The organism is Pseudomonas guangdongensis (assembly GCF_900105885.1).
GTDB lineage: Bacteria > Pseudomonadota > Gammaproteobacteria > Pseudomonadales > Pseudomonadaceae > Geopseudomonas > Geopseudomonas guangdongensis.
This window is the reverse complement of sequence record NZ_LT629780.1, coordinates 623,799-650,795: the sequence shown is the minus strand read 5'-3', so window position 1 is coordinate 650,795 and position 26,997 is coordinate 623,799. Positions and strand designations below refer to the sequence as shown.

Sequence of the window (26,997 nt, the reverse complement as noted above, 5' to 3'; positions counted from 1 at the left end):
TTGTCATGGCCCTCGCCAAACGCATCATTCCCTGCCTCGACGTGGACAACGGCCGCGTGGTCAAGGGCGTCCAGTTCGAGAACATCCGCGACGCCGGCGACCCGGTGGAGATCGCCCGCCGCTACGACGAGCAGGGCGCCGACGAGATCACCTTCCTCGACATCACCGCCAGCTCCGATGGCCGCGACACCACCCTGCACACCGTCGAGCGCATGGCCAGCCAGGTGTTCATCCCGCTGACCGTCGGCGGCGGCGTGCGCACCGTGCAGGACATCCGCAACCTGCTCAACGCCGGCGCCGACAAGGTGTCGATCAACACCGCCGCGGTGTTCACCCCCGAGTTCGTCCGCGAGGCCGCCGAGCGCTTCGGCTCGCAGTGCATCGTGGTGGCCATCGACGCCAAGAAGGTTTCCGCCCCCGGCGAGCCGGGCCGCTGGGAAATCTTCACCCACGGCGGGCGCAAGCCCACCGGCCTCGACGCCGTGGCCTGGGCGAAGAAGATGGAAGACTACGGCGCCGGCGAGATCCTGCTGACCAGCATGGATCAGGACGGGGTGAAGAGCGGCTACGATCTGGGCGTGACCCGCGCCATCAGCGAGGCAGTGGGCATTCCGGTGATCGCCTCCGGCGGTGTCGGCAATCTGGAGCACCTGGCGGCCGGCATTCTCGAAGGCAAGGCCGACGCGGTGCTGGCAGCGAGCATCTTCCACTTCGGCGAGTACACCGTGCCCGAGGCCAAGGCCTACCTGGCCAGCCGCGGCATCGTGGTGCGTTGAGGCGCTGCTGCCGGGAATGAAGACGGGAGCCAGTGGCTGCTATCAAAAAGGTGAACAAAGATATTCACGCCTTTCTTCCTGCCCCGACGCGCCTTGTTGGCCGCATTCGTCTCTGACAGGCGTCACTTTCCCGGCTACGGCGGGGACCTCCCCCGCCGTAGCGCCGCCGTTGCCGGACGGTCTTGCCACGGGTAGCGCAGTTTCGGTTGCGAGCCGCTTCAGGTTGCACGCAGCGTTGAAGTCACGGTCGTGGCGTGTGCCGCAGTCGGCGCACGTCCACTCCCGGTCTTTCAGCGTCAGTGCCTCGTTTTTCCAGCCGCAGGCCGAACAGAGCCGGCTGCTGGGATACCAGCGATCCGCTACCACAAGGCGCACGCCGTAGCGTTGCGCCTTGTAGGCCATCTGCTGGCGGAACAGCCCAAAGCCCACATCGCTGATCGCGCGGGACAGCCGGTCGTTGGCCAACATGCCCTTGACGTTCAGATCTTCGATCACTACCGCTTGGTTTTCGCGGCAGAGCTTCGTGGTGAGCTTGTGAGTGAAATCCACTCTGATATTGGCAATACGATGGTGCAGCCGTGCCAAGGTCGCAGTGGACTTGCGCCGGTTGTTCGAGACTGGAAGGCGGGTGCCCTTGGGCAGCCGGGCGCCCGGGGCAAAGCCGGCGGCGGCCTTGGCCGCTTCCAGCTGACGGCTGAGCCGTCGACTGCGGATCTTCAGTCGACGCAGGGCGGCCTTCAGCGGCCGGGGGGCTTCGAAGGCATCGCCGGCCGAGGTGATGGCTGCCGCCTTGATCCCCAGGTCGACGCCGACCACGCCGTGACCCGCACGCGGGCGTAGTGCCTGATGCTCCGGCACATCGACCTGGATGGCGACAAACCAGCGCTCGGCGCTGCGCGACACGGTCGCGCCGAGAACCTTGCCCTCGAAGTGCAGCGCCTCGGTCATCGCCACGGCGCCGATCTTCGGTAAACGAATCTGCTTGCCGTCCAGGCTGAACTTGTCGTTGGCGACGTAGAAGCTGTCGCGGCAGCGACCCTTTTTCTTGAAGCGCGGTTCATGCGCTCGCCGCCCGGCCTTGATGTCCGCGAAGAACGTAGACCAGGCCTTGCCCAGGTGAGCAAATGGCTGGGCATGGGCATCCCGATGGATGTCCTTGAGCCAGGGATAGAGGTCGTACTTGATCGCATTGAACTGCTTCTTCAGCGCCATCGCATTGGGTTTGCCACCGGCGGCATGCTGCTTGACCCACTCGTCGAGCGCCCAGTTCCACACCCTGCGCGCCGTGCCGCAGGCACGCACGAAGTAGTCCACTTGGGCGGCAGTTGGGCGCAAGGCGATCTTGTGGGTCAGGTGCATGGCGGCTCCGCTTCCTTGAGCGCTGCATCCAGCTTCTTGCGGTAGTTTCTCAGCCCGCAAAGCCGGGCCGAGAAACTATGCGTGATGGTCATCAGATCTTGAACCATCTCCTGTTCGGGAGACAGGCGTTCCTGGTTGAGTACCAAGACTTCACAGCCATTCGATTGCGCGTAATGCTCGAACCAGTCAAAGCCGAATCGGGCCAGTCGGTCACGGTGTGCGAGGATCAAGACCTTGACCTCGCCGCGACCGATCGAGTCCATCAGGGCGAGAAACTTCTTGCGCTTGAAGTTCAAGCCGCCGGCGAGCCCTCGAGCAACGACGAACTTCTCGAGCCCCCGACGCTGGTTGGCCAGGTCCGGCCGCTGCGCTGTGCTGGAGACCCGGCAATATGCGACCTGTCGTACCGCACGGACGGGTAGCTACAGCCCCAGGAGCGCATGGATCTGGCGTTTAGTGTAGCAGCGACGATTGCTGGCGACGGCTGCCGCATCCGCATCCCCAACCTTGGCTGGGGGCGGACGCGAGAGACGTTGCGCTTCACCGGCAAGATCCTCTCGGCGACGATCAGTCGCGTGGCTGACCGCTGGTTCGCCAGCATTACTGTGGACACCCAGGACCTGTCCCACTTGCCCAAAGCCGAAAACCAAAGCGCGGTCGGTGTGGATCTGGGGGGGGGGGCTGCGCTGGCCACGCTCTCGACCGGTGAGGTGATCGCCGGGCCGAAAGCCCATACCCGCCTGCTCAAGCGCCTGCGCCGACTGTCCCGCAGCCTGAGTCGCAAGCAGAAGGGCTCGGCCAACAGCAAGAAGGCCCGTGTCCGGCTGGCCAGACTTATACGCCCGGATCGCCAACATTCGCCAGGATGCCCTGCACCCGCTCACCACGAGCCTGACGCGCCGCTGCCCGGTGATCGGGATCGAGGACTTGAATGTGTCTGGCATGCTGAAGAATCGCCGTCTGGCCCCGCTCGATTGTGGGCATGGGGTTCTTCGAGTTCCGCCGCCAGCTCGGCTACAAGAGCGACCTGTGCGGCAGCGAGGTGGTGGTGGCGGATTGCTGGTTTGCCAGAGCAAGACCTGTTCGTGCTGCGGGTATGTATTGGAGAGCCTGCCGCTGTTGGTGCGCGGTTGGACATGCCCGGCATGCCAGACCTCACATGACCGGGATGGTAACGCTGCCATCAACTTGAAGCATGACGCCGTGAGTTCCACGGTGTCTGCCTGTGGAGGGAAAGGCGCTGGCCCTGGCGGCAACGCCAAGGCGAAGCCGCCCCCGGCGAAGCAGGAAGTTAGCGCCAAAGCTACCTATGGGTAGTTTTGGATAGGTCTAATGGAACTGGAGGGAGTCGCGACCGGCGTGGGTCGGGTTACGCCGCGTTGCGGCTAACCCGACCACGGACTCACGGCCGGCGGGTGATGTTCAGGCCCTTGAGCAGGTTGAGGGCCTGGGCCAGCTGGTAGTCGTCGTCCTGGGGCTTGCCGGCGGGGACGTTCTTGGCGTTGCTCGGCTTGTCCGCGCCGCCGTTGCCGTTGCCCAGGTGGCCGGGCAGGTCGGCTTCCTTGATCGGTCCGCTGGCCGCCTGGTCGCGGGTCAGGCGTGCGCGTTCGACGACGATGTCCGGCTCGATGCCCTGGGCCTGGATCGAGCGGCCGTTGGGGGTGTAGTAGAGCGCGGTGGTCAGCTTCAGGGCGCGGTCGTTGGTCAGCGGCAGCACGGTCTGCACCGAGCCCTTGCCGAAGCTGTCGGTGCCCATCAGCACGGCGCGCTTGTGGTCCTGCAGGGCGCCGGCGACGATTTCCGCCGCCGAGGCGCTGCCGCCGTTGATCAGCACCACCACCGGCACGCCGGCGCTGGCGTCGGCCGGGTCGGCGGAGAAGCGCAGCTCGGAGTTGGCGATGCGCCCCTGGGTGTAGACGATCAGGCCCTTGGCGAGGAAATGGTCGGCCACCTCGACCGCCGACTGCAGCACGCCGCCGGGGTTGTTGCGCAGGTCGAGCACCAGGCCGTCGAGCTTGCCGCCGTTGTCCTTGCGCAGCTTGGCCAGCGCCTTGCCGACCTCCTTGCCGGTGTCGATCTGGAACTGGGTGATGCGCAGGTAGCCGTAGCTCTTGTCGAGCAGCTCGCTCCTCACGCTGCGCACTTTGATCACCGCACGCTCCAGCTGCACGTCGAACGGCTTGCCGCCTTCGCGGATCAGGGTCAGGGTGATCTTGCTGCCGGGCTTGCCGCGCATCTTGTCCACCGCCTGCAGCAGGGTCCAGCCCTTGGTCGGCTGGCCGTCGATGCGGCTGATCAGATCGCCCGCCTCGATGCCGGCGCGCGCCGCCGGGGTGTCGTCGATCGGCGAGATCACCTTGATCATGCCGTCTTCCTGGCCGACCTCGATGCCGAGGCCGCCGAACTCGCCGCTGGTGCTTTCCTGCAGCTCTTGGAAGGCTTCCGGCTCCAGGTAGGCGGAGTGCGGGTCGAGGTTGCTGAGCATGCCCTTGATGGCGTTTTCCAGCAGGGTCTTGTCGTCGATCGGCTCGACGTAGGCGGTCTTGATGCGGTCGAGCACCTCGGCGAAGGTGCGCAGCTCGTCGAGCGGCAGGGTGCCGCGGGCGGCGGTGCCGGCCTCGGGCGTTTCGCTGGCCTGCGCCAGCGGCGCGCCGCCGAGCAGGGCAAGGGACAGGGCCAGGGCGGAGAGAGGGAAACGCGACGACATGAAGGACTCCTGAGTGGATGGGGCGGACGCGGCGACAGGCGCGTTCTAGCCCTGGGTACTGCACCAGCGCAGCGGATCGCTGGGCTGGCCCTGCTGGCGGATGGCGAAGTACAGCGCGGGACTGTCCTGTCCGCCGCTGTTGCCGACGGTGGCGATGGCCTCGCCGGCCCGCACCCGCTCGCCGGCGCCCTTGAGCAGGCTCTGGTTGTGGCCGTAGAGGCTGAGGTAGCCGCCGCCGTGGTCGACGATCAGCAGCAGGCCGGCGCCGCGCAGCCAGTCGGCGAACACCACGCGGCCGTCGTGGATGGCGCGCACCCGGGTGCCGGCGGGGGCGCCGATCAGCACGCCGTCCCACTTCAGCCGCGAATCGCTGCGCGGCGTGCCGAAGCGCGCCAGCAGGCGACCGTCCACCGGCCAGGGCAGCTTGCCGCGGGCCTGGGCGAAGGGGCCGCCGGGACTGGGCACGGCGCTGGACACCTGCGGGCCGGCAGCCTTGCTCGCGGCGGGGCCGGCGCTGGCCGCCAGGCGGCGCTGCTCGGCCTGTTCGCGGGCGCGCTGTTCGGCCAGACGGCGCTGCTCGGCTTCGCGCGCCTGGCGGGCGAGGGTGGCCTCGATGGTCTTGAGCAGCTCGTCCAGGCGCGCCTGTTCCTGCTGGCGCGCCTTGAGCTTGCGGTCGCCCTCGCCCAGCTCGCCGTTGAGGCGGGCCAGCACGCTGCGGTGCTCGTCGCGCGCCTTGTCCAGCGCGGCGCGGCGCTCCTGCAGCTCGACCTGCTGGCCGGAGAGCAGCGCGTGGCGGGTGGCCAGCTCGGCCTCGACGGCGTGCAGCTGCTGCAGGGTGGCGTTGTAGGTGGCCAGCTGCGCGCTGCGCGCGCGGCTCAGGTAGTCGTGGTAGGTGAGGTTGCGGGCGAACTGTTCGGGCTGCTGTTGGTTGAGCAGCAGCTTGAGGTATTCCTGGCGCCCGCTCTGGTAGGCGGCGCGGATCTGCAGGGCGATCAGCTGCTGCTGTTCAGCGCGCTGGCTCTGGAGTTTTTTTTTCCCCTCGTCCAGGCGCTGGATGTCGCTTTCGCCTTCCTGCAGCTGGCGCTCCAGGGCGTCGATCTGCTTCTGCAGCTCGCCCATCTCGCGCTCGCTGCCCTGTAGCTGCTTCTGGATGCCGGACTTCTCCTGCTGCAGGGTGCCGAGCAGCTTCTGCAGTTCGGCGATGTCCTTCTGCGCGGCTTCCAGCTGGCGCTGGGCGTCGGCGCGCTCATCGGCGTGGGCCGGCGCGAGGCAGCAGACGAGCAGGGCTAGCAGGAGGGTACGCAGCATGGCGGCGGGGTTCCGGTTCGGGAGCGGCCTAGTATGCATCCGCAGTCCGGCAAAAAGAACGCCCCGGCCATGGCCGGGGCGCGATCCTCACTGCAGCTCGACCAGCGGCGTGCCGGTCATCTCGGGCGGAATCGGCAGGTCCAGCAGGCGCAGCATGGTCGGCGCCACGTCGGCGAGCACGCCGCCTTCGCGGATGCGCAGCGCGCGCTGGCCGTAATAGAGGAAAGGCACCGGCTCGCAGGTGTGCGCGGTGTGCGCCTGGCCGGTGCACTCGTCTTCCATCTGCTCGACGTTGCCGTGGTCGGCGGTGATCAGCGCCTCGCCGCCGACCTGGTCGAGCGCCGCGGCGATGCGGCCGATGCAGGTATCCAGGCATTCCACCGCTTTGACCGCCGCGTCGAACACGCCGGTGTGGCCGACCATGTCGCCGTTGGCATAGTTGACCACGATGACGTCGTAGCGCTGCTGCTCGATGGCCTCGACGATGCGGTCGGTGACCTCCGGCGCGCTCATCTCCGGCTTGAGGTCGTAGGTGGCGACGTTCGGCGAGGGGATGAGGATGCGCTCCTCGCCCGCGAACGGCTCCTCGCGCCCGCCGGAGAAGAAGAAGGTGACGTGGGCGTACTTCTCGGTCTCGGCGATGCGCAGCTGGGTCTTGCCGTTCTTCGCCAGGTACTCGCCCAGCACGTTGTCCAGCGAGGCCGGCGGGAAGGCGCAGGGCGCCGGGATGCTCGCCGCGTACTGGGTGAGCATGACGAAGCCGGCCAGCTGCGGCACGCGCGCGCGCTGGAAGCCGGCGAACTCGTCGCCCTCGACGAAGGCGCGGGTCAGCTCGCGGGCGCGGTCGGCGCGGAAGTTCATGAACACCACGCAATCGCCATCTTCCACCTTCACCGGCGCGCCGACGGTGGTGGCCTTGACGAACTCGTCGCTCTCGCCGCGTGCGTAGGCGGCTTCCAAGCCCTCGACGGCGCTGGCGGCGGCGAACTCGCCCTCGCCGTCGACGATCAGCTTGTAGGCCTGCTCGACGCGATCCCAGCGGTTGTCGCGGTCCATGGCGAAGTAGCGGCCGGTCAGGCTGGCGATGCGGCCCTTGCCGAGCTTGGCGAAGGTGGCGTCGAGCAGCTCGATGGAGGGGGTGGCGCTCTTCGGCGGGGTGTCGCGGCCGTCGAGGAAGGCGTGCAGGTAGATGTGTTCGGCGCCGCGGCGGGCCGCCGACTCGACCATCGCGGCGATGTGCTCCTGGTGGCTGTGCACGCCGCCGTCGGAGAGCAGGCCGAGGATGTGCACCGCCTTGCCGGCGGCCACCGCCTGGTCCACCGCGGCGTTGATCACCGGGTTGGCGAAGAACTCGCCGTCGCGGATCGCCTTGGTGACGCGGGTGAAGTCCTGGTACACCACGCGGCCGGCGCCGAGGTTCATGTGGCCGACCTCGGAGTTGCCCATCTGGCCGTCGGGCAGGCCGACGTCCATGCCGCTGCCGGAGATCAGGCCGTGCGGGCAGCTGGCGCGCAGGCGGTCCCAGACCGGGGTGCGGGCGTGGAAGATGGCGTTGTAATCCGGGCTGTCGCTGTGGCCGAAGCCGTCGAGGATCATCAGAACCAGGGGTTTGGGCGTGGCAGGCATGCGTCCGACTCGTGGCTGGATACGAAAGGCCACCATTTTACGGGCTGCGCCGGCGGGCGTCACGGCAGGCTGACTGCTGGCGGCGTGGCGGGGCCTTCGTCCGGGTTCAGCCGTGCCGGTGGGCTGTGTATACTGCGGGCCAATTTTTCCGTGCCGGATGCTTGCGATGTTCCTTGCCCAGCTGACTGAGTTCGTCTCCAACCACTACATCCTCAGCACCCTGTTCGTGGTGCTGCTGGCCCTGCTGATCGCCAACGAGGCCCGGCGCGGCGGGCGCAGCCTGAACTGCCGCGAACTGACCGCGCAGATCAACGGCGGCGCCGCGGTGCTGCTCGATGTGCGCGCCCACAAGGAGTTTTCCGGCGGGCACATCACCGGCTCGCTGAACATCCCCTTCGACAAGCTCGACAGCCGCATCGCCGAACTGGACAAGCACAAGGGCAAGACCCTGATCGTCATCGACGCCATGGGCCAGCACGCCGGCAGCGTCTGCGCCAAGCTGAAGAAGGCCGGCTTCGAGGCCACCCGGCTGAGCGGCGGCATCGCCAGCTGGCGCGGCGACAACCTGCCGGTGGTGAAGTGACATGTCCGAGGTGATCGTCTACTCCAGCGACTACTGCCCCTACTGCATGCGCGCCAAGCAGCTGCTCGAGCGCAAGGGCGTGCGCTTCACCGAGATCAACGTCGACGGCCAGCCCCAGGTGCGCGCCGAGATGGCCCGCAAGGCCGGGCGCACCTCGGTGCCGCAGATCTGGATCGGCGCCACCCATGTCGGCGGCTGCGACGACCTGCATGCCCTGGAGCGCGCCGGCAAGCTCGACGCGCTGCTCAACGGCTGATCCCCTTTCCCGAATAACAAGGAAGCTCACATGACCGAACACGCCAACGACGCCGCTGCCGCCCAGAACGAGCAGCCGCAGTTCGCCCTGCAGCGCCTCTATGTGCGCGACCTGTCCTTCGAGGCGCCGAAGACCCCGGAAGTCTTCCGCCAGGAGTGGCAGCCGGCGATCAGCGTCGACCTCAACACCCGGCAGAAGGAGCTGGGCGGCGACTTCCACGAAGTGGTGCTGACCCTCTCGGTGACCGCGAAGAACGGCGAGGAAGTGGCGTTCATCGCCGAAGTCCAGCAGGCCGGGATCTTCCTCGCCAAGGGCCTGGACGCCGCCTCGCTGAGCCACACCCTCGGCGCCTTCTGCCCGAACCTGCTGTTCCCCTACGCCCGCGAGGCGCTGGACAGCCTGGTGGTGCGCGGTTCCTTCCCGGCGCTGATGCTGGCGCCGGTGAACTTCGATGCGCTCTACGCCCAGGAGCTGGCGCGCATGCAGGCCGGAGAGGCCCAGGCCTGATCCGCAGCACTGCCGAAAAGCCTCGCAATGCGAGGCTTTTGCTTTTCAGGGCCGGCGCTGACGGGCGTCAAGGCGCGTGCCGGCGCGGCTGGCATACTCGCCGCTCGCCGGGCCGGCGGCCTCAGTCGAGGGCGAAGTCCAGCTGGCGCCAGGCCTCGTAGACGGTCACCGCCACCGCGTTGGACAGGTTCAGGCTGCGACAGCCGGGCCGCATCGGCAGGCGCAGCAGGTGCTCGGCCGGCAGGCTGTCGCGGATCTCCGCCGGCAGCCCGCGGCTTTCCGGGCCGAACAGGAACACGTCGCCCGGCCGGTAGCGCATCTGCGCGTAGCTGTGGCTGGCCTTGGTGGAAAGAGCCAGCACTCTGGCGCCGGGCAGCTGGACGAGGCACTCTTGCAGGCTGGCGTGACGTTTCACCGTCGCGTACTCGTGGTAATCCAGTCCCGCCCGGCGTAGGCGTTTGTCGTCCAGCTCGAAGCCGAGCGGCTCGATCAGGTGCAGCTGGCAGCCGGCATTGGCGCACAGACGAATGATGTTGCCGGTGTTGGGCGGGATTTCCGGCTGGAACAGGACGACGTGGAACATGGGGGCGGGGGCTCTGCGCAATCTCGAAGATGGCGTATCTTAGCGGCTTGTGGAGCGGTAGGCAGTCCATTGCGGACGGGCTCGACCGGCGCGCAGCCAAGCGGGTCGCAATGCAACGATAACCGGCAAGGAGATGCCATTTGCTGGCTTTCTGGAAGAAGAACAAGACGACCGCTGCGGGGATGCTGGGATTGGCGCCGACGGCCGACGGCCTGGCGCTGGCGCGCCTGCACTGGCAGGCCGGCGTGCCGCGCCTGCAGTCCTGCGCCTTTCTTGCCGCGAGCGCCGACGCGCAGCCGGGCGCCCTGCAGCAGTATGTCGAGCGCGAGGGGCTGGCCGGGCTGAGCGTCAACCTGCTGGCCGCCAGCAACGACTACCAGATGCTGCTGGTCGAGCGCCCCGAGGTGGCCGACAGCGAGCTGCGCGATGCGGTGCGCTGGCGCATCCGCGAGCTGGTCAGCCAGCCCGTCGACGGCCTGGTGGTGGACGCCTTCGCGCTGCCCGCCGACGCCTTTCGCGGTCGCACGCCGATGGTCTACTGCGCGGCGCTGGCGCGCACGCGGATGAACGAACTGGCGGCGCTGTGCGAGTCCGCCGGCCTGCGCCTGGCGAGCATCGACGTCGCCGAACTGGCGCTGCGCAACCTCGGCCTGCTGGCCGGCGCCGAAGGACAGAACCTCGCCACCCTGCAGCTCGGCGGACGCGACAGCCTGGTCTGCGTGCAGAACGGCGCCGACCTGTACATGGCGCGGCGCATCGAACGCGGGCTGGACAACCGTGGCGAGGACAGCGGCCTGCTGGCCCTGGAAATCCAGCGCTCGCTGGACTATTTCGAAAGCCAGATGGGCAAGGGCCATCTCGGCCGCCTGCTGCTGCTGCCGCCGGAGCTGGGCGGCGAGCTGGTGCAGATGGAGCTGTCCTCGCGGCTCTCGCAGCGCGTGCAGCTGCTCGACCTGGCGATGCTGTTTGCCGACTCGCCGCTGCTGGACCTCGCTCCGCCGCATCAGGCGCGCTGCCTGCCGGCCATTGGCGCGGCGTTGCGCCGGGAGGCGCTCTGATGTCCGCCCAGCATTCCGCAGCGAAGCTGCAGAACCTCAACCTTTACCAGCCGCAGCGCGCCGCCCGCGACGGCCGCCCGCAACGCTGGCAGATGCTGCTGGGCGCGGCGCTGCTGGTGCTGGCGGTGGCCGCCGACGGCGTCTGGAGCTACTGGCGCCTGGCGCGCATGCAGGAGCAGGCCGCCGCCGCGGCGCAGGCGGCGGGCCAGGCCGAGGAGGCGCTGGCCGAGGCGCAGCGCAGCTTCCGCGAGCCGCAGCCCGACCCGCGCCTGCCGCAGCGCCTGGCCGCGCTGGAGGCGAGCAACCGCCAGCTGCTGCAACTGACCGAGCACCTGCAGATGCTGCTGCGCGAGCGCAGCACCGGCTTCAGTCCGGCGCTCGATGCGCTGGCCGAGCGCCATGTGCGCGGCGTCTGGCTGAACACCATCCGCATCGAACAGGGCGGCGGGCAACTGCTGCTGGAGGGCTTCGGCCAGACCCCGGCCCTGCTGCCGGGCTATCTCGACAGCCTGGGGCGCAGCCCGGCGTTCGCCGGCCGGCAGTTCGCCCGTTTCGACCTGGACCGCGACGAGGCCGGCACCCTGCGCTTCCGCCTGTCCTCCAGCGCCACCGACGATGACGAGGAGCAGCAGTGATGAATGCGAGTGCCCTGATCGAGCGCTGGCAGGCGCTGGCGCCGCGCGAGCAGTGGCTGTGCCTGGCGGTGGCCCTGCTGCTGCCGGCGATGCTCTGGCTGGTGCTGGTCCATGATCCGCTGGCGCAGCGCCACGAGCGGCTGCGCAGCCAGCAGCAGGCCGACCACGCCCGCCTGCTCGACGCCAACGTGGCGCGCGCCGAGCTGGCCGCACGAGCCGCCGCCGATCCCGACCGCGCGGTGCGCGAGGCGCTGCAGGCCGCCGAGGCGGTGCGCGAGCGCCACCTCAACGTCCTGCAGCGCGAAACCGCCGCGCTGATCGACCCGCAGCGCATGCAGAAGGTGCTGCAGGACCTGCTGCAGAGCCGCCCCGGTCTGCGTCTGCAGGGCCTGGAGAGCTTCTCCGAGCCGCTGCGCCTGCCCGCCGCGCCGGCCCCGGCGGGCGCGGTGGCCGACAGCGCCGCGCCGGCGGTGGAGCCGGCGCCGATCCTCTATCGCCACGGCATGCGCCTGAGCCTGGAGGGCAGCTACTTCGAGCTGCGCGACTACCTGCGCAGCATCGAGGGCGGCGACTGGCGGCTGTTCTGGGAGCGCCTCGACTACCGCGTCGAGGAGGCCGGGCCCGGCCGCGCGCGGATTACCGTCGAGCTGTATACCCTGAGCCGGGAAGCGGGGTGGATCGGTGTCTGAGTCGACGATGCTCCGCGCCCTCGGCGCCACCATTCTGGGTCTGCTGCTGGGATCGCCGGTCCTGGCCGCGAGCGACCCGACCCAGCCGCCGGCCGGCGTGCGGCTCGATGCGGCAAGCCGCGAAACCGTCGCCGCCGCGCCCTTGTTGCAGGCCATCCTGCGCGGCCCGCACGGCCACCGCGCGGTACTCGACGGACGCAGCCTGCGCGTCGGCGAGCGCCATGGCGACCTGCGCCTGCTGGCGATTCGCAGCCGCAGCGTGGTGATCGAACGTCAGGGACAGCGCAGCGAGCTGTTCCTCAGCCAACCCATTCTGACTCCGAGGCACTGATGTCGATGATGCCCCTCCGACTCCCTCAGCTGAGCCTGATCTGCCTCTGCTGCCTGCTGGCGGCCTGCCAGACGTTCCGCGACGGCGACCGCCAGCTCAAGGCGCAGAGCGAGCGCCTGCTGGCGGAAAGCCTGGCGCAGAGCGAGGCCGGCACGCCGCCGCCGGCAGTGCAGGCCGCGCTGATTCCGCCGCTGCGCCTGGAAAGCGCCGGCCGCGCCAACGGGCCGCGTTTCGATGTCGCGGTGCGCGACATGGAGGCCCGCGAGTTCTTCCTCAGCCTGATGGACGGCGCCGGCGAGAACCTGGTGGTGCATCCGGAGGTCAGCGGGCTGATCACCTTCAGCCTGCGCAACGTCACCCTCGAGGAAGTGCTCGGCGCGGTGCGCGACACCTACGGCTACGACTACCGGCGCACCAGCTACGGCTACCGCATCCTGCCCAACCAGCTGATCACCCGCACCTACAACCTCAACTACCTCAACCTGCAGCGCCGCGGCGAAACCGACACGCGGGTCAGCTCCGGGCAGGTAACCGCCAACGAAAGCAGCCTCAACAACGGCAGCGGCGGCACCGGCAGTAGCGAAGGCAGCGGTGGCAGCGGGGTCAGCACGGTGAACGCCAGCCAGGTGGTGACCAGCAGCGAGGTGGACTTCTGGCGCGAGGTGGCCGGGGTGATCCAGGCGCTGATCGGCGAGGAGGAGGGCAACCGGGTGGTGGTCAACCCGCAGGCCAGCCTGCTGGTGGTGCGCGCCTCCAGCGCTGACCAGCAGAACGTCGAGGCGTTCCTCGAACAGGCCGAGCGCAACCTGCAGCGTCAGGTGGTGCTGGAGGCGAAGATCCTCGAGGTCAATCTCAAGGACGGTTTCCAGGCCGGGATCAACTGGTCCGATCTGGGGCGCGACCGCAACGGCAACAGCCGCTTCGGCATCGTCGGCGACTCGCTGGCCGGCCCGCAGGGCGTCGGCGGGGTGTTCAGCGCGGCGCTGACCCTCGGCGACTTCAGCGGCCTCTTGGAGCTGCTGGAAACCCAGGGGCAGGTGCGCGTGCTGTCCAGCCCGCGGATCTCCACCCTCAACAACCAGAAGGCGGTGATCAAGGTCGGCAGCGACGAGTTCTTCGTCACCGAAGTGTCGTCCAGCAACACCGTCACCTCCGGCGGCGTCTCCGAGCCGACCCAGGACGTGACCCTGACGCCGTTCTTCTCCGGCATCTCCCTGGACGTCACTCCGCAGATCAACCAGCACGACGAGGTCACCCTGCACGTGCGGCCGAGCGTCAGCCGCGTGCAGGACCAGAACAAGGTGATCAGCCTCGGCGAGGGTCGCGACCTGAACCTGCCGCTGGCGCTGTCCACTACCCGCCAGTCCGACTCCATCATCCGCGCCCGCAGCGGCCAGGTGGTGGTGATCGGCGGCCTGCTGCAGAACGCCAACGACAACCTCGATGCCGGTGTGCCCTGGCTGTCCGAGCTGCCTTTCGTCGGCTGGTTGTTCCAGCAGCAACGCAAGGATCTGGAGCGCAGCGAGCTGGTGATCCTGCTGCGCCCGCAGGTGGTCGGCGCGGACACCTGGCTGGAGGAGCTGCGCAAGAGCGCCGCCAGCTTCGGCGAGCTGGACTGATACATGTATCTGGAGTTCTTCGGCCTGCAGGCCAAGCCCTTCGCGCTGACGCCGAATCCGGCGTTCCTGGTGCAGCTGGCGCCCTATCGCGCCTGCCTGAACCTGCTGCGCGTGGCGCTGGCTGAGGGCGAGGGCTTCGTCAAGATCACCGGCGAGGTCGGCACCGGCAAGACCCTGCTGTGCCGCGCCTTTCTCAACAGCCTCAATCGCGGGCGCTACCAGCCGGCCTGGCTGCCCAACTCCGGGCTCACGCCGCTGCAGCTGCAGCAGGCGCTGCTGTGCGAACTGCAGGCGCCCGGCGAGCCGCTGCCCGAGCCCCACGCGCTGCTCGATGCGCTGAACCGCCGGCTGATCGAGCTGGCCGCCGCCGGCAAGAGCACCGTGCTGCTGATCGACGAGGCCCAGGCCCTGCCGCCGGAAACCCTCGAAGCCGTGCGCCTGCTCACCAACCTGGAGACCGAGCGGCGCAAGCTGCTGCAGGTGGTGCTGTTCGGCCAGCCCGAGCTGGATCGCCTGCTGGAGCGTCCCGAGTTCCGCCAGATGCGCCAGCGCATCACCTTTTCCTACTGCCTGGAGCCGCTGGATCGCCACGAAACCGAGCAGTACCTCAACCAGCGTCTGGCCCAGGCCGGCTACCGCGGCGCGCCGCTGTTCGCCCCCGGCGCTCTGCGCCTGCTGGTCAGCGGCAGCGGCGGCATTCCGCGGCTGATCAACATCCTCGCCAACAAGGCGCTGATGGTGGCTTTCGGCCAGGGTCGCCGCCAGGTCGGCGCCGGTCATGTGCGCCGCGCGCTGCGCGATACCGAGGGTGCGCGGCCGTTCCTGCGCCGCCTGCCGCCGCTCGCCGACCTGCTGCTCTGGGGCCTGCTGACGCTGGCGCTGCTGCTGTTCCTGCTGTCCGGCTGGCTGTGGTGGCAGGAGCGCGCGCCATGAGCCTGGTCAACGATCTGCTGCGCGATCTCGATGCGCGCCAGGCGCCGGCCGAGGAGCGCGCCGCGCTGGCCGGCCTGCAGGCGGTCGAGGAATCCTCCGCGCGCAGCCTGCGCCGCCGCCGGCGGGCGCTGCTCGGCGGCCTGCTGCTGTTGCTGCTGGCCGCCGGCGCGGCCGGGCTGTGGCGCTTCGGCATGCCGCTACAGGCGGGCGATCCGGCGCCGGCGCCCGCGGCAGCCCCCGTGCCGGCACCGGTCGTCCCGGCCGCGCCGGCCCCGAGCACGGCTCCGCCTGCGCCGGAGTTTGCCGCGCCGGTCGACCCACCGCTGCGCCTGCTCGCCGTGCTGCCGCAGCACGCCCGCCAGGGCTTCACCCTGCAGCTGCTGCTGGATGGCGCGCCGAGCTACCGGCGCAGCGAGCAGAGCGGGGTGGTCGCCCTGCATCTGCCGCATCTGCGCCTGCCCGCCAGCGGCGCCCGCGAGGGACGCTTCGAGCGCGACGGGCGCAGCCTGGCCTGGAGCCTGGAAGCGCAGGAGGAGGGCGTCGAGCTGCTGCTGGTCGGCCTCGGCGATCAGCTGCAGGTGCATGACCGCCTGGAGCCGGCCGGCGAGCGCTGGCAGCTGTGGGTCGAGGTGCCGTTCGAGACGCCGCAGGCGCTGCCGGTCGAGCTGGACGACCTGCCGGTGGCGGGCGAGCCGCTCCCCGGCGCGGCGCCGCCGCATGATCCCTCGCTCGCCGCCGCCCCCGCCGTGCGGCAACTGCCGCCCGCGCCGCCGGTGGTGGCGGTGCAGGCCGCCGGCATCGCGCGCCAGCCGCAGGTGAGCATCGCCAGCCACCGACCCGATCCCCTGGCCCGCGCCCGGCGCGCGCTGGCCGAGGGCGATGCCGCCGGCGCCCTGGCCCTGCTCGAACCGCTGCAGCGCCAGCAGCCGCACAACCTCGATCTGCTGCGTACCCTGGCGCGCGCCTGGCTGGCTGCCGGCCAAAGCGCGCGGCTGCTGGAGGAGCTGCCGCCACGGCTGGCCGACTTCCCCGCCGACCATGAGCTGCCGCTGCTGCTGGCGCGCGCCCAGCTGCAGGGCGGCGACAGCCCGGCCGCGGTGGCCACCCTGCGCCGCAACCCGCCGCCGCTGGCCCGCGATCCGGCCTGGCATGCGCTGCTCGCCGCCGCCTACCAGCAGACCGGGCAGTGGCCGGAAAGCGCCGCCACCTATCGCCAGCTGCTGGCCCTCGGTACCCCGCGTCCGGCCTGGCAGCTCGGCCTGGCCATCGCCCTGGAGCGCCTCGGCGAGCGCGCCGAGGCCGCCCGCCACTACCGCCAGGCCGCCCAGGGCGCCGGCCTCGACGACAACAGCCGCCAGTTCGCCCGCGAGCGCGCCCTGGCCCTTGGAGATGCCCCGTGACCGACACCCCCGCCACTCCCCAACGCAAGCTGCGCCTCGGCGACCTGCTGGTGCAGGCCGGGCTGATCAGCGACAACCAGTTGCAGATGGCCCTGCTGGAGCAGAAGCGCAGCGGCGCCAAGCTCGGCCGCGCGGTGGTCGACCTGGGCTTCATCTCCGAACTCAAGCTGCTCGAAGCGCTGTCGCGCCAGCTCAACATCCCCTATGTCGACCTGCGCCAGTTCAAGCTCAGCGAGGGGCTGATCCAGCGCCTGCCCGAAGCGGTGGCGCGGCGCTTCCGGGTCATCTTGCTGGTCGAGGAGCCCGATGGCCTGCTGGTCGGCATGGCCGACCCGCTCGACATCTACGCCCTCGACGAGATCGGCCGTCTGCTGCGCCAGCCGCTCAAGCCGGCGGTGGTGCGCGAAGGCGACCTGCTCGACAGCCTCGACCGCTTCTACCGCAACACCCGCGAGATCGAGTCGCTGGCCGGCGAGCTGGACGAGCGCCTAGAACAGAGCGACTTCGACTTCGGCGGCCTGAGCCTGGACAACAGCGACGCGCCGGTGGTGCGCCTGCTGCAGATGCTCTTCGAGGACGCGGTGAAGATGAAGGCCTCGGACATCCACATCGAACCCGACGAGAAGGTGCTGCGCCTGCGCCAGCGCATCGACGGCGTGCTCAACGAGCAGTTGATCAAGGAAACCCGCATCGCCTCGGCGCTGGTCATGCGCCTGAAGATCATGGCCGGCCTGGACATCTCCGAGAAGCGCCTGCCCCAGGACGGCCGCTTCAACATCCGGGTCAAGAACCACAACCTCGACGTGCGGGTTTCGACCATGCCGGTGCAGTTCGGCGAGTCGGTGGTCATGCGTCTGCTCGACCAGAGCGGCGGCGTCGCCAGCCTCGACAAGAGCGGCATGCCGGCGGAGATGCTGGCGCGCTTCCGCACCCTGCTGCAGCGCCCCCACGGCATCGTGCTGGTCACCGGGCCGACCGGCTCGGGCAAGACCACCACCCTCTACGCCGGGCTGGCCGAGCTGAACAGCCCGGAGAAGAAGATCATCACCGTCGAGGACCCGGTGGAATACCGCCTGCCGCGGATCAACCAGGTGCAGGTCAACGCCAAGATCGACCTGACCTTCGCCCGCGTGCTGCGCGCCGCCCTGCGTCAGGACCCGGACATCGTGCTGGTCGGCGAGATGCGCGACCAGGAAACCGCCGAGATCGGCCTGCGCGCGGCGATCACCGGCCACCTGGTGCTCTCCACCCTGCACACCAACGACGCCCTGACCTCGCCGCTGCGCCTGATCGACATGGGCACCGAGCCGTTCCTGGTCGCCAACGCGCTCAACGCCGTGCTGGCCCAGCGCCTGGTGCGCAAGGTCTGCGAGCACTGCCGCGAGGCCCACGAGCCGGACGAGCGCGAGCTGCGCTGGCTGGAGGCGATCCAGAACCAGACGCTGGGCGGGCGGCGCTTCGTGCGCGGGCGCGGCTGCCACCAGTGCCACAACACCGGCTACCTCGGCCGCGTCGGCGTCTACGAACTGCTGGAAATCGACGCCGCGCTGGCCGCCGCGCTGCGCCGCAACGATCCGCAGGGCTTCATCGACACCGCCCAGGCCCAGCCCCATTACCGGCCGCTGGCGGCCAGCGCCCTCGACCTGGCCCTCGCCGGGGTGACCAGCGTCGAGGAGGTGCTGCGGGTCAGCGCCAGCCTCAGCGACGAGCGGGTGGGCTGATGGCCCGCTTCCGTTTCAGCGGCCGCGACGCCCAGGGCCGCAAGGTTTCCGGCACCCGCCAGGCCGCCAGCGCCGAGGCGCTGGCCGGCGAGCTGCTGGCCGAGCGCATCACCCCGCTGAGCATCGACGCCCAGGCCGAGAAAGCGCCGGCCGGCGCCGGCAGCGCGGACGCCCTGCTGCGCAAGCTGAACCAGCTGCTCGGCCGCGAGCGGGTGCGCCTGGAGGAGCTGATCATCTTCTGCCGGCAGATGTTCAGCCTCAGCAAGGCCGGCGTGCCGATCATCCGTGCCATCGGCGGGCTGGCCGAGTCGAGCCGCAACCCGCACTTCCGCGAGGTGCTGCAGCAGGTGCGCAACGACCTGGAGGCCGGCAACGCCATGGCCGTGGCGCTGTCCGCCCATCCCAAGGTGTTCGGCCAGCTGTTCGTCAGCATGGTCAACGTCGGCGAGAACACCGGCCAGCTCGACCAGGCGTTCCGCCAGCTCGCCGCGCACCTGGAACTGGAGCGCGAGACCCGCAAGCGCATCAAGCAGGCCACCCGCTACCCGCTGTTCGTGCTGATCGCCATGGGCGTGGCGCTCACCGTGATCAACCTGCTGGTGATCCCGGCCTTCGCCAAGGTGTTCGCCCAGTTCCAGGCCGACCTGCCGCTGCCGACGCGCATCCTGATCGGCTTCTCCGAATTCATGCAGAACTGGTGGTGGCTGCTCGGCATCGCCCTGGCCGCGGTGCTGTCGGGATTCTTCCGCTGGATCGAGACCGACGCCGGCGCGCTGACCTGGGACCGCTACAAGCTGCGCCTGCCGATCGTCGGCCCGGTGTTCGAGCGCATCGCCCTGGCACGCTTCACCCGCACCTTCGCGATGATGTACCGCGCCGGCCTGCCGCTGCTGCAGACCCTCAACATCACCAGCAGCTCGGTGGGCAACCGGCATATCGGCCAGGCGATCGTCGCCATGCGCGAAGGCGTCGAGCGTGGCGAGGCGCTGACCCGCGGCGCCGCCGCCACCGGGCTGTTCACTCCGCTGGTGCTGCAGATGATGGCGGTCGGCGAGGAAACCGGCGCGATGGACGACCTGTTCATCGAGGTGGCCGACTTCTACGAGCAGGAGGTCGACTACGACCTCAAGCAACTGGCCGACGCCATCGAACCGATCCTCATCGTCGCCATGGGCATCATGGTGCTGGTGCTGGCGCTCGGCGTGTTCCTGCCGATGTGGGAACTGTCCGCCGCAGCCAAGGGCGGACGCTGAAGGACGAGGGCGCCACGATTGCGATAAAATGGTCAAAAAGCCGACCATGCACGGACGAACGGTGAACCAGGGAGCAAGAATGATTGCGAAAATGTCGCACCAGCGAGGCTTCACCTTGATCGAGCTGATAGTGGTGATCGCGGTGATCGGTATCCTGGTGGTCGTCGCCCTGCCGCGTTTCCTGAACTCCGCCGACGATGCCCATGCGGTGTCGGTGCGCAGCACCGGCAGCGCGCTGGCCGGCGGCGTGATCCTGGCGCGCGGCCAGTGGGAAATGAACCGTGCCCGCGGTACCCAGGACGCCCGCGGGCGGATTCTCGGCTTCGGTGCCGACGACATGCTCGCCAGCCCCGCCGGCTGGCCGCAGGGCAGCGGCGGCAGCGGCATCGCCGCCTGCATGGAGGTGTGGCGCGGGGTGATGCAGGGCCCGATCCCCACGCTCGCCGGCGATGCTGGCCAGGCCGACTACCAGGTCAGCCGCAGCGGCAGCCTCTGCCGCTACGCCTACAGACTCGATGGCCGCACGGCAACCCCGCGCACCATCACCTACGACACCGTAAGTGGTGTGGTCGACATCAGGGCCGATTGAGGCCGTTTAAAACCCGTAAGAAAGGACAGGACGATGAAAAGACAGCAAAGCGGTTTTACCCTGATCGAGCTGATCATGGTGATTGTGGTACTGGGGATTCTGGCGGCGTTTGCGTTGCCGCGGTTTGCGAATTTTGGTGGTGATGCGCGCCTGGCTGCACTGCAGGGGGCTCTGGGAGCTGCAAAGTCTGCCGTGGCGATTGCACACTCGCAGGCGCTGATTACTCCGCCGGATGCAAACTCGGAGATCACTCTCGAGGGCGAGAAAATCAAGATGACGGGTACCTATCCGGCGGCCAATGCGAACGGCCTTACCAAGGCTGCGCAGCTGAGCACTGCGGATTTCGATATTACGCCCAGTGCAGCTGCCGATGGCACTGGGACATATACAGTCGCTGCCAAGGGTAAGGCCGCCTGCGCTTTCACCTATAGTGTGACCGCTGTTGCCAGTGGCGTTCAGGCAGCGCCTACTTGGAATGCAGCTGGACTGACGGCGGCGAACTGTAACTGAGACATCATGTTAGGTGGATAACTCGCACAGCGCTTGTCCAACGCACGGCTCGCCGCATGCTTGGTTATAGGGTGTCTCGTATGTTAGTTCGTAGGAACTAAGCCGTTCGGGAAAGCCGCCTTTTCTCACGTTCGACACATCGCCCCGCCCATCGCCGGGCGGGGCGATGCGGGTCTGGTCTACAGCAGTGTTCACCCGACATTGCAAACAGGGCGCCATACAGGAAGGCCCAGGCGCTCACCGACAAGGAGACAGTCATGCCACGCCACCAGCGCGGCTTCACCCTGATCGAGCTGATCATGGTCATCGTCCTGCTCGGCATCCTCGCCGCCTTCGCCCTGCCGCGCTTCGCCGATTTCGGCAAGGACGCGCGCATCGCCGTGGTCGAGAACGCCATGGGCGCGGCGCGCTCGGCGGCTCTGATCGCCGGCTCCGCGCAGCGCACCGCCGGCGGCGACCGCGCTGCCAGCGTCCTGCTCGAAGGCGTCACCATCAAGATGCAGAACGGTTACCCCGAGCCCAGCCCCAGCCAGCCCGGCGACACCACCGGCGGCATCATGCTGGCCGCGCGGCTGACCGACGACTTCGAGGGCGAGCGACAGACCACCGCCACATATGACCTGTTGCTGGTCAAGCTCAAGGACGCCCCCGACCCGGACACCTGCTATTTCGTCTACGAAGCCCCCGCCGCCGACAGCCAGCAGCCCCCGGCGATGCAGTTGTGGGGCGATGCATTCGACGGCTGCTGAGCCACGCTGCCGGTCGCCCGGCCCGACAACCAGGAGGGTTGCATGTCGCGCTCCCAGAACGGATTCACCCTGATCGAGCTGATCATGACCATCGTCCTGCTCGGCATCCTGTCGGCCTTCGCCTTGCCGCGCTTCGCCAGTTTCGGCGGCGCCGCCAAGCTGGCCGCCTTGCAGGGCGCCCTCGGCGCGTTCAAGTCGGCCGCCGCGACTGCCCACCTGCAGGCGCAGGTCACCCCGCCGGTCGAGGTCGGCGGCAAGCGCGTCATCTACCTGGAGGGCGAGGCCATCGAAATGCTCGGCCTCTACCCGGCAGCGACCATGGACGGCATCGTCAAGGCTGCGCAGCTGGAAGAAAACGACATCATCGCCATCAGCGACAGCAAAGATGGCAATATCAACGTGGCCATCTGGGGCAACTGGGACTGCAAGTTCAACTACACCCTGCGCGCCAGCTGGAGCGTACCGACGCCCAGCATCACCTCGGACAGCCTGCTGGCCGCGAACTGCAAGTAATGCCAGCGGCGGTTCCGCCACAGTCGCCGATCACCCACCACCATCCGCCGCGCGGCTAGGCCATGCGCCGGCCTGCCGCCCAAGGAGCTTCGATGCCCACCCGCCAGCACGGTTTCACCCTCGTCGAGCTGATCCTGGTGCTGGTGGTCATCGGCGTGCTGGCCGCCGTGGTCGGGCCGCGGTTCTTCGATCGCGCGGTGTTCGATGAGAGAGCTGCCGCGGAGGAGCTGCGCTCAGGGCTGCGCTATGCACAGAAACTTGCGATTGCCAGCGGATGCAAGGTAAGACTGGCCTGCTTCACCGATCCGGATGATGGCAAGTACAAGTACCAGCTCTCGCGTAGCTGCGATGGAAATGCCTACCAGAATGTCGGCAAGGCAGAAGAGCTGGCGAAAAAATCGGATCCAGAGGGTTTCAGAATTATTTTCGGGAGCTTAGGGCAGCCAGAGTTTTTTGATGGAAATGGCAGTGTCAGCTTTGACAGTCAGCGCATCAGTATCGAAGCCGAAACGGGGTATGTGCGATGAACAGGCAACGCGGCATGACCCTGGTCGAGTTGGTGATCGCCATTGTCATCGTCGGCATCGCCGCTGCTGCGCTATACAGCGCCATGGCCGCCATCACCGCCCGCTCCGCCGATCCGATGCTGCGTCAGCAGAGCCTGATGATTGCCGAGGCCTATCTGGAAGAAATCCTCGCCAAACCTTATGACGAGGCCGATCCTCCGGCTGGCTGCACGAACAGCGAGCGGCGCTGTTTCAACGATGTGCGCGACTACCATAGCCACGGAGAGTTCCAGGCGCCGCAGGATGTGGCCGGTGAGGCGATCGACAAGCTGGCGAGCTATGGCGTCAAGATTGAGGTGAGCGAGTTGCAAAAGCCTGCGTTCAACGGTGAAGCAGCCTTGCGCATCGATGTGACGGTGCGTGATCCGCAGGGGCAGACTCTGACCCTGACCGGCTGGCGCACCTGCTATGGCGAGGTGTGCCTGTAATGATCCTGAAGACCGATACCCGTCGTCTGCGCGGCTTCACCCTGGTCGAGCTGGTCATGGTCATCGCCCTGGCTTCGGTGGTCGCGGTGATGGTGTCCAGCGTGCTGTCCCGTCCGCTGGAAGGCTTCATGGCGCAGAGTCGCCGCGCCGAGCTGACCGACATGGCTGCAATCGCCCTTAACCGTATGACACGCGACATTCGTCTGGCGGTGCCGAACTCCCTGCGCGTGTCCGATAGCGATGGCGACGGCTATGGCGATACGTTGGAGCTGCTGCCGATTCATGAGGCCGGGCGTTATCGTGCTAATCAATTGCCCAATGCCTCAGGCAATATTGATCTGAACAGCGTTCGTTATGATCCACCGCGCTGCCCGCCCCCCCCCGGTACGTGCCAGATTGAGGTTCTGAGTCCGCTCGATAAGCCGAGAGTCGAGGAATCGAAGTGGATGGTGATCTACAACATCGGTGCTGGCGGCGCGTCGGCGCCGCAGGCGGGAGCCAATGTATGGGCCTATGGCAAGCCGGGCGTTATCACTCCGACAGGTGTCGGTTTCGGTCTGGAGCCCGCACAGCCACCGGAGAATAAACAGAAACTCGTGTTGAGCGGCGTGCAACTCGATGGTTTCGGCTTCGCCTACGCTTCGCCGCAGCATCGCTTCTATCTGGCCAAGGAGGTGGTTGGCTACAAGTGCGTGACGGAGGGCGGCGAAACAAGTCTACGTCGGGCGAGTTTTTCGGATTTGCGTGCGGCCGGAACCTATGAATATGGCAATGCCCGCTGGTTGGTCGGCTCGGTATCCCGTTGCCGGATTAACTACAAGCCGGGTACCAATACCCGTAACGCCTTGGTGACTATCGAGTTGGGAGTCAAGAAAGGTGGAGAAGAAGTCGTGCTGCTACAACAGGTTCATGTCGACAATGCGCCCTGAACGCGGCTTCGCGCTGGTCGCTGCCTTGTTCGTGATGGTGGTGATCGGTCTGGCGGTGGCAGCGATGAGCCGGCTGTCAGTCACCCAGACCGCCAGCGTCGACCTGCTGTTGCAACAGGCCCGTGCCTATCAGGCGGCGCGGGCGGGGTTGGAGTGGGGCATTGTGCGAGCTGTGCGTCATGACTGCTCGGCTGCACCACCATTCACTGTTGGAAATGCTTCGGTGAGTGTCGAGTGCAAGTCGTTGTCACTCTGCGATGATGCAGATCTTGCAGAAGAAACTCCTGACAAGATCAAGTGCTATTACCTGACCGCACGCGCCGAGTTGGGTGATGATCGTGATTACGCCTGGCGCAAGCTGGAAACGGTCGTGGAAACGGAGGCGCCATGAATATGCGGATTCTGATCGGACTTTCACTGCTATGCGTGTCGCTGCTGCAGGTGCAGGTGAGTTTGGCGGCGAGCTACAGCTTGCCTGCAGCCACCTTCCCGCCATGCTCCGGCACATGGAATCAGTCACAAAACAGCTGCGATGGTCGGGTGATTTTCGGGGTCGGTGACTCGGTGACTGCAAGTGTTGCCCTGACCATCCAGGCCGAGAGAGGTTTCGAGTTGAAGGGTAGCAACACGCTGGGCTCTAACAATCATGGCATCTCGCTCAAGTCCACTTATGGCAGCATTGTGGTTCGTGCCTCGGGGAGCATCTTCGGTGCTATCGCATCGGATAGTGGCGAGGTTGATCTGACGGGAACTCAGGTGAGTGGTTCGGTTACAGGGTCTGGTAACGCACGCTTCAAGGACAGCAAGATCGGCGGGTTGGTGCAGCGCAATAACGGTATATCCGCCAACAACACCGAGTTCCAATCGGGTATCGCCGTCAGCAATGGCTCGGTCGATCTGACCGGCGGGAAGGTACAGGGCGACATTCAGGCTGCCAATGGGATAAAGACGAGTCTCGTCAATATCAATGGAGCGATCAATAGCCCTAATGGAACGGTCGAGCTACAAGGTGGTGAAGTTAGGGGTAACGTTACGGGTGGGTGCTGCAAGATATCGCTGAGCAATTTGCGGCTTACAGGAAACATAAGACTGACTAACAATGATATCGAGCTGGATGGTGGCGAGGTTGTGGGCAATATAACCACAACCAACAGGGTTCATCTAAAGATGTCGACGGTCTGGGGGAATGTTACAGCGGCGAGTTGGGATGCCCAAACCATCAAGGGAACTGGCAATAGTGCAATTTATGGGGTCTGTAAGCCTTCAGATACAACGCCGCAGAAGCTATGTCAGGACGCACCGCTGGTGGCTGTGCATCACTACCGCCTGAGTTATTCCAGCCAGGCCCTGACCTGCCAGCCTCATCCAGTGACATTGCAGGCCTGTTCCGATGATGCCTGCAGCCAAACCTATCAGAGCGCAAGCACGGTTAGCCTTTCTCCCGCTGGCTGGGTGGGCGGCAGCACAGTCACCTTTACTGGCAGCACGAGCCTGGCCTTGGCGATTCGTGAGGAGCGAACGGTGGCGCTAGGCATTACCGAACCGGCATCGGCACCCTTGCGTTGCTACCGGGACGGCCAGGCGATCAATACCTGTGCATTGACCTTCGCCGATAGCGGCCTGCTGGTTTCGGTTCCGCCGCTGATTGCCGGCAAGTCGGATACGCTGACGATCAGCGCGGTACGCAAGAGCGACAACAGCCCGGCCTGTATCCCGGCGTTCGCCAACGTGACCCGTCCGGTGCAGTTGTGGGGGCGCTACATCGATCCGGGGCCGACCGAGCAGAGGGGCAACAAGCTGATCCAGGTTGGGGGACAGTCGGTTGACTCCACGCCGGTCACGCGGAATCTTGCCTTCAATGCCAACGGTCAGGCACAGAGCGGCGTGCGCTACGACGATGCCGGCAAGATGCAGCTCGATGCCCGTTATCAGGGCGATGCCAGTCGTGGCGATGCGGGGCTGGTGATGGAGGGGAATACGCAGTTCGTCAGCCGTCCCTATGGGCTGCATATCAGCCACGACGCGAGCTGCAATGGCGCGACGGTGGCCGACTGCGCGAAGTTGGTGGCGGCCGGCGATCCGTTCCCTTTGCGCATCCGTGCGGTGGCCTGGACGCGGGACAATCAGCCACGCACGGCGAGCGAGCTGGCCGGTAACCCGACCACGCCGAGTTTCCGTCTGGCGGGGATCACGTTGGGCAGCAGCGTCGTGGCTCCGGCCGGTGGCGCCGCCGGCAGCTTCTCGCCGGGCAGCTACAGCCATGCCTTGGGTGAGCAGACCGAGGTGCAGGCTCAGCAGAGCGAGGTCGGTATCTTCAGGCTGACAGCCACGCCGCCGCCCTACTTTGCTTATGACATCGGTAGCAGCGAGGCGCTGGTCGGACGCTTCGTGCCGGCTTATCTGGAGGTGTCCGGCCTGGCGAGCATGGATAGCTGCGACGGCATCAGTTACCAGCGCGAGAAGATCAAGTATCTGAACGCGCCGCGCCTGACCGTGACGGCTCGCAATCGAAGTGGCGCTGTCACCGGCAACTATGACCTGGGCGATTTCTGGCGCTTGTCGTCGCGTCCGCAGGGCGAGATCTGGGCCGTCTATGCGGCTGCCGCCCAAGAGCGGCTGCTGCTACCCGCCACGTTGACCTTGTTGAATCCCAGTGAGGATGTGGAGGGGGGCGGTGACGGCGACGGCAAGCGCTCCTTTGTCTGGAACGGGGATGGTCTGAGCTACGCCTCGGGTGATCCGCTGCCGGGCGGAAATGATTTGCCCGTATCGCTTGAGCGACGCTTTTCCGCAGCCGAGCTGACGGATGCGGACGATGTCTGTGCGCGCCGCCCGGGCGAGATAGCATGCCTGACGAGCAGCGGCTATGTCCTGAAGTACGACCACAGCGAGATCCGCCTGGGCCGCCTGCGTATCGACAACGCAAGCGGTTCGGAGCTGGCGGATCTGGCGCTGCCCTGGACGCTGGAAAGCTGGCAGGCACCGGGTGTCTTCCGGGCGTCTTCCGGGGATAGCTGTAGCGCGGCGGAGCTTGGCGCCGCAGCCAAGCTGGATGACTTCTCCGGCGTTCTGAAGGCCGGAGATACTACGGGTGTGGTATTGGGCGCTGGGACTGGCGGTGAGATCAAGCTGACTGCGCCCGGCGCTGGAAAAACGGGCAGCGTCAATGTGGGGATTCAGGACTTGCCGGAGTGGCTGCACTTCGACTGGAAAGGAGCTGGTCGTGAGCCCGCAGCGGGCATTGCCACCTTCGGCATCTACCAAGGGCCCCAACCGCTGATCTTCCGCCGCGAGCTGTATCGCTGAGGCACCGTGCCCGTGGATGGCGCGCGGCGCACTCTCATGGTGCGCTGCGCCGCTGGTCGCAGC

General features: G+C 67.4%; 29 protein-coding genes and 1 pseudogene. 24 read left to right on the top strand and 6 right to left on the bottom strand.

Annotated elements, in window-relative coordinates:
- Nucleotides 1-5: 5 nt before the first annotated feature.
- A complete protein-coding gene (gene hisF, locus BLU22_RS03135; RefSeq protein ID WP_090212054.1) occupies nucleotides 6-776 on the top strand; it encodes an imidazole glycerol phosphate synthase subunit HisF in 771 nt (256 codons plus the stop codon).
- A gap of 42 nt (nucleotides 777-818) precedes the next feature.
- Here the strand turns inward: hisF and BLU22_RS03130 are convergent, their stop codons facing one another.
- Both BLU22_RS03130 and BLU22_RS03125 read right to left on the bottom strand, forming a co-directional pair.
- Nucleotides 819-2,135, bottom strand: a complete 1,317-nt coding sequence (locus tag BLU22_RS03130) for an RNA-guided endonuclease InsQ/TnpB family protein (protein WP_090212052.1) — start codon at nucleotides 2,133-2,135, stop codon at nucleotides 819-821.
- A complete protein-coding gene (locus BLU22_RS03125; protein ID WP_231975291.1) occupies nucleotides 2,126-2,491 on the bottom strand; it encodes a recombinase family protein in 366 nt (121 codons plus the stop codon). Before BLU22_RS03125 ends, BLU22_RS03130 begins: the two co-directional genes overlap by 10 nt.
- Nucleotides 2,492-2,575: 84 nt before the next feature.
- Between BLU22_RS03125 and BLU22_RS15455 the strand changes: the two are divergent.
- Together BLU22_RS15455 and BLU22_RS15450 are read left to right on the top strand one after the other, a co-directional pair.
- Nucleotides 2,576-2,917, top strand: a pseudogene (locus BLU22_RS15455) (hypothetical protein); the annotation flags it as partial.
- A gap of 34 nt (nucleotides 2,918-2,951) precedes the next feature.
- Nucleotides 2,952-3,452 (top strand): RNA-guided endonuclease InsQ/TnpB family protein, encoded by a 501-nt coding sequence (locus tag BLU22_RS15450; RefSeq protein WP_394327545.1) that lies wholly within the window; start codon nucleotides 2,952-2,954, stop codon nucleotides 3,450-3,452.
- An 85-nt stretch (nucleotides 3,453-3,537) separates the two neighbouring features.
- Here the strand turns inward: BLU22_RS15450 and BLU22_RS03115 are convergent, their stop codons facing one another.
- The 3 genes from BLU22_RS03115 to gpmI form a co-directional block, all read right to left on the bottom strand.
- Entirely contained in the window at nucleotides 3,538-4,842 is a 1,305-nt protein-coding gene (locus BLU22_RS03115; RefSeq protein WP_090212051.1) for a S41 family peptidase, read from the bottom strand.
- A gap of 45 nt (nucleotides 4,843-4,887) precedes the next feature.
- Nucleotides 4,888-6,150: a murein hydrolase activator EnvC family protein gene (locus tag BLU22_RS03110; RefSeq protein ID WP_090212049.1), complete on the bottom strand. Its 1,263-nt coding sequence runs from the start codon at nucleotides 6,148-6,150 to the stop codon at nucleotides 4,888-4,890.
- An 87-nt stretch (nucleotides 6,151-6,237) separates the two neighbouring features.
- Nucleotides 6,238-7,776, bottom strand: a complete 1,539-nt coding sequence (gene gpmI, locus BLU22_RS03105) for a 2,3-bisphosphoglycerate-independent phosphoglycerate mutase (protein WP_090212048.1) — start codon at nucleotides 7,774-7,776, stop codon at nucleotides 6,238-6,240.
- A gap of 166 nt (nucleotides 7,777-7,942) precedes the next feature.
- On the opposite strand from gpmI, the gene BLU22_RS03100 reads away from it, so the two are divergent.
- From BLU22_RS03100 to secB, 3 genes are read left to right on the top strand one after another with little or no spacing between them, the layout of a single operon-like run.
- Entirely contained in the window at nucleotides 7,943-8,359 is a 417-nt protein-coding gene (locus BLU22_RS03100) for a rhodanese-like domain-containing protein (protein ID WP_090212047.1), read from the top strand.
- Between the two features lies 1 nt (nucleotide 8,360).
- Nucleotides 8,361-8,615, top strand: coding sequence for a glutaredoxin 3 (grxC, locus tag BLU22_RS03095; protein ID WP_090212046.1), 255 nt, complete (start codon nucleotides 8,361-8,363; stop codon nucleotides 8,613-8,615).
- 30 nt (nucleotides 8,616-8,645) lie between these two features.
- Nucleotides 8,646-9,122 carry a protein-export chaperone SecB gene (secB, locus tag BLU22_RS03090; protein ID WP_090212045.1) on the top strand — a complete coding sequence of 159 codons (477 nt, stop codon included), beginning with the start codon at nucleotides 8,646-8,648 and terminating at the stop codon, nucleotides 9,120-9,122.
- A gap of 121 nt (nucleotides 9,123-9,243) precedes the next feature.
- Here secB and trmL read toward each other — a convergent pair whose 3' ends face one another.
- The gene (gene trmL / locus BLU22_RS03085; RefSeq protein WP_090212043.1) at nucleotides 9,244-9,705 is read right to left on the bottom strand and encodes a tRNA (uridine(34)/cytosine(34)/5-carboxymethylaminomethyluridine(34)-2'-O)-methyltransferase TrmL; all 462 of its coding nucleotides are present in this window, start codon (nucleotides 9,703-9,705) and stop codon (nucleotides 9,244-9,246) included.
- Nucleotides 9,706-9,845: 140 nt separating this feature from the next.
- On the opposite strand from trmL, the gene BLU22_RS03080 reads away from it, so the two are divergent.
- From BLU22_RS03080 to BLU22_RS14910, 18 genes are all read left to right on the top strand, one after another.
- Nucleotides 9,846-10,763, top strand: coding sequence for an MSHA biogenesis protein MshI (locus BLU22_RS03080; RefSeq protein ID WP_231975266.1), 918 nt, complete (start codon nucleotides 9,846-9,848; stop codon nucleotides 10,761-10,763).
- The gene (locus BLU22_RS03075) at nucleotides 10,763-11,398 is read left to right on the top strand and encodes a PilN domain-containing protein (protein ID WP_231975265.1); all 636 of its coding nucleotides are present in this window, start codon (nucleotides 10,763-10,765) and stop codon (nucleotides 11,396-11,398) included. Before BLU22_RS03080 ends, BLU22_RS03075 begins: the two co-directional genes overlap by 1 nt.
- Nucleotides 11,398-12,087 (top strand): hypothetical protein, encoded by a 690-nt coding sequence (locus BLU22_RS03070; protein WP_090212042.1) that lies wholly within the window; start codon nucleotides 11,398-11,400, stop codon nucleotides 12,085-12,087. The genes BLU22_RS03075 and BLU22_RS03070 overlap by 1 nt, the downstream gene beginning before the upstream one ends.
- Before the next feature lie 7 nt (nucleotides 12,088-12,094).
- Entirely contained in the window at nucleotides 12,095-12,418 is a 324-nt protein-coding gene (locus BLU22_RS03065) for a hypothetical protein (RefSeq protein ID WP_090212040.1), read from the top strand.
- A complete protein-coding gene (gene mshL, locus BLU22_RS03060) occupies nucleotides 12,418-14,037 on the top strand; it encodes a pilus (MSHA type) biogenesis protein MshL (RefSeq protein ID WP_231975264.1) in 1,620 nt (539 codons plus the stop codon). Before BLU22_RS03065 ends, mshL begins: the two co-directional genes overlap by 1 nt.
- 3 nt (nucleotides 14,038-14,040) lie before the next feature.
- A complete protein-coding gene (locus tag BLU22_RS03055) occupies nucleotides 14,041-14,970 on the top strand; it encodes an ExeA family protein (protein ID WP_090212038.1) in 930 nt (309 codons plus the stop codon).
- Nucleotides 14,967-16,370, top strand: coding sequence for a tetratricopeptide repeat protein (locus BLU22_RS03050; protein ID WP_090212037.1), 1,404 nt, complete (start codon nucleotides 14,967-14,969; stop codon nucleotides 16,368-16,370). The genes BLU22_RS03055 and BLU22_RS03050 overlap by 4 nt, the downstream gene beginning before the upstream one ends.
- The gene (locus BLU22_RS03045; RefSeq protein ID WP_231975263.1) at nucleotides 16,367-18,091 is read left to right on the top strand and encodes a GspE/PulE family protein; all 1,725 of its coding nucleotides are present in this window, start codon (nucleotides 16,367-16,369) and stop codon (nucleotides 18,089-18,091) included. The genes BLU22_RS03050 and BLU22_RS03045 overlap by 4 nt, the downstream gene beginning before the upstream one ends.
- Entirely contained in the window at nucleotides 18,091-19,344 is a 1,254-nt protein-coding gene (locus BLU22_RS03040) for a type II secretion system F family protein (protein ID WP_090212035.1), read from the top strand. The genes BLU22_RS03045 and BLU22_RS03040 overlap by 1 nt, the downstream gene beginning before the upstream one ends.
- 91 nt (nucleotides 19,345-19,435) lie before the next feature.
- Nucleotides 19,436-19,933, top strand: a complete 498-nt coding sequence (locus BLU22_RS15375; protein WP_157718964.1) for a prepilin-type N-terminal cleavage/methylation domain-containing protein — start codon at nucleotides 19,436-19,438, stop codon at nucleotides 19,931-19,933.
- Nucleotides 19,934-19,966: 33 nt separating this feature from the next.
- The gene (locus BLU22_RS15370; RefSeq protein ID WP_090212032.1) at nucleotides 19,967-20,443 is read left to right on the top strand and encodes a type II secretion system protein; all 477 of its coding nucleotides are present in this window, start codon (nucleotides 19,967-19,969) and stop codon (nucleotides 20,441-20,443) included.
- 257 nt (nucleotides 20,444-20,700) lie between these two features.
- A complete protein-coding gene (locus tag BLU22_RS03025; protein WP_090212030.1) occupies nucleotides 20,701-21,192 on the top strand; it encodes a pilin in 492 nt (163 codons plus the stop codon).
- A 42-nt stretch (nucleotides 21,193-21,234) separates the two neighbouring features.
- The gene (locus BLU22_RS03020; protein WP_090212028.1) at nucleotides 21,235-21,705 is read left to right on the top strand and encodes a type II secretion system protein; all 471 of its coding nucleotides are present in this window, start codon (nucleotides 21,235-21,237) and stop codon (nucleotides 21,703-21,705) included.
- Nucleotides 21,706-21,797: 92 nt separating this feature from the next.
- Nucleotides 21,798-22,232 carry a GspH/FimT family pseudopilin gene (locus BLU22_RS03015; RefSeq protein ID WP_090212027.1) on the top strand — a complete coding sequence of 145 codons (435 nt, stop codon included), beginning with the start codon at nucleotides 21,798-21,800 and terminating at the stop codon, nucleotides 22,230-22,232.
- A 14-nt stretch (nucleotides 22,233-22,246) separates the two neighbouring features.
- Nucleotides 22,247-22,699 carry a type IV pilus modification PilV family protein gene (locus BLU22_RS03010; protein ID WP_231975262.1) on the top strand — a complete coding sequence of 151 codons (453 nt, stop codon included), beginning with the start codon at nucleotides 22,247-22,249 and terminating at the stop codon, nucleotides 22,697-22,699.
- Complete coding sequence (locus BLU22_RS03005) at nucleotides 22,699-23,628, top strand: PilW family protein (protein ID WP_231975261.1); 930 nt, start codon at nucleotides 22,699-22,701, stop codon at nucleotides 23,626-23,628. Before BLU22_RS03010 ends, BLU22_RS03005 begins: the two co-directional genes overlap by 1 nt.
- Nucleotides 23,618-24,019, top strand: coding sequence for a hypothetical protein (locus BLU22_RS03000; protein ID WP_090212024.1), 402 nt, complete (start codon nucleotides 23,618-23,620; stop codon nucleotides 24,017-24,019). The genes BLU22_RS03005 and BLU22_RS03000 overlap by 11 nt, the downstream gene beginning before the upstream one ends.
- A complete protein-coding gene (locus BLU22_RS14910; protein ID WP_157718962.1) occupies nucleotides 24,016-26,934 on the top strand; it encodes a DUF6701 domain-containing protein in 2,919 nt (972 codons plus the stop codon). Before BLU22_RS03000 ends, BLU22_RS14910 begins: the two co-directional genes overlap by 4 nt.
- Nucleotides 26,935-26,997: the final 63 nt, after the last annotated feature.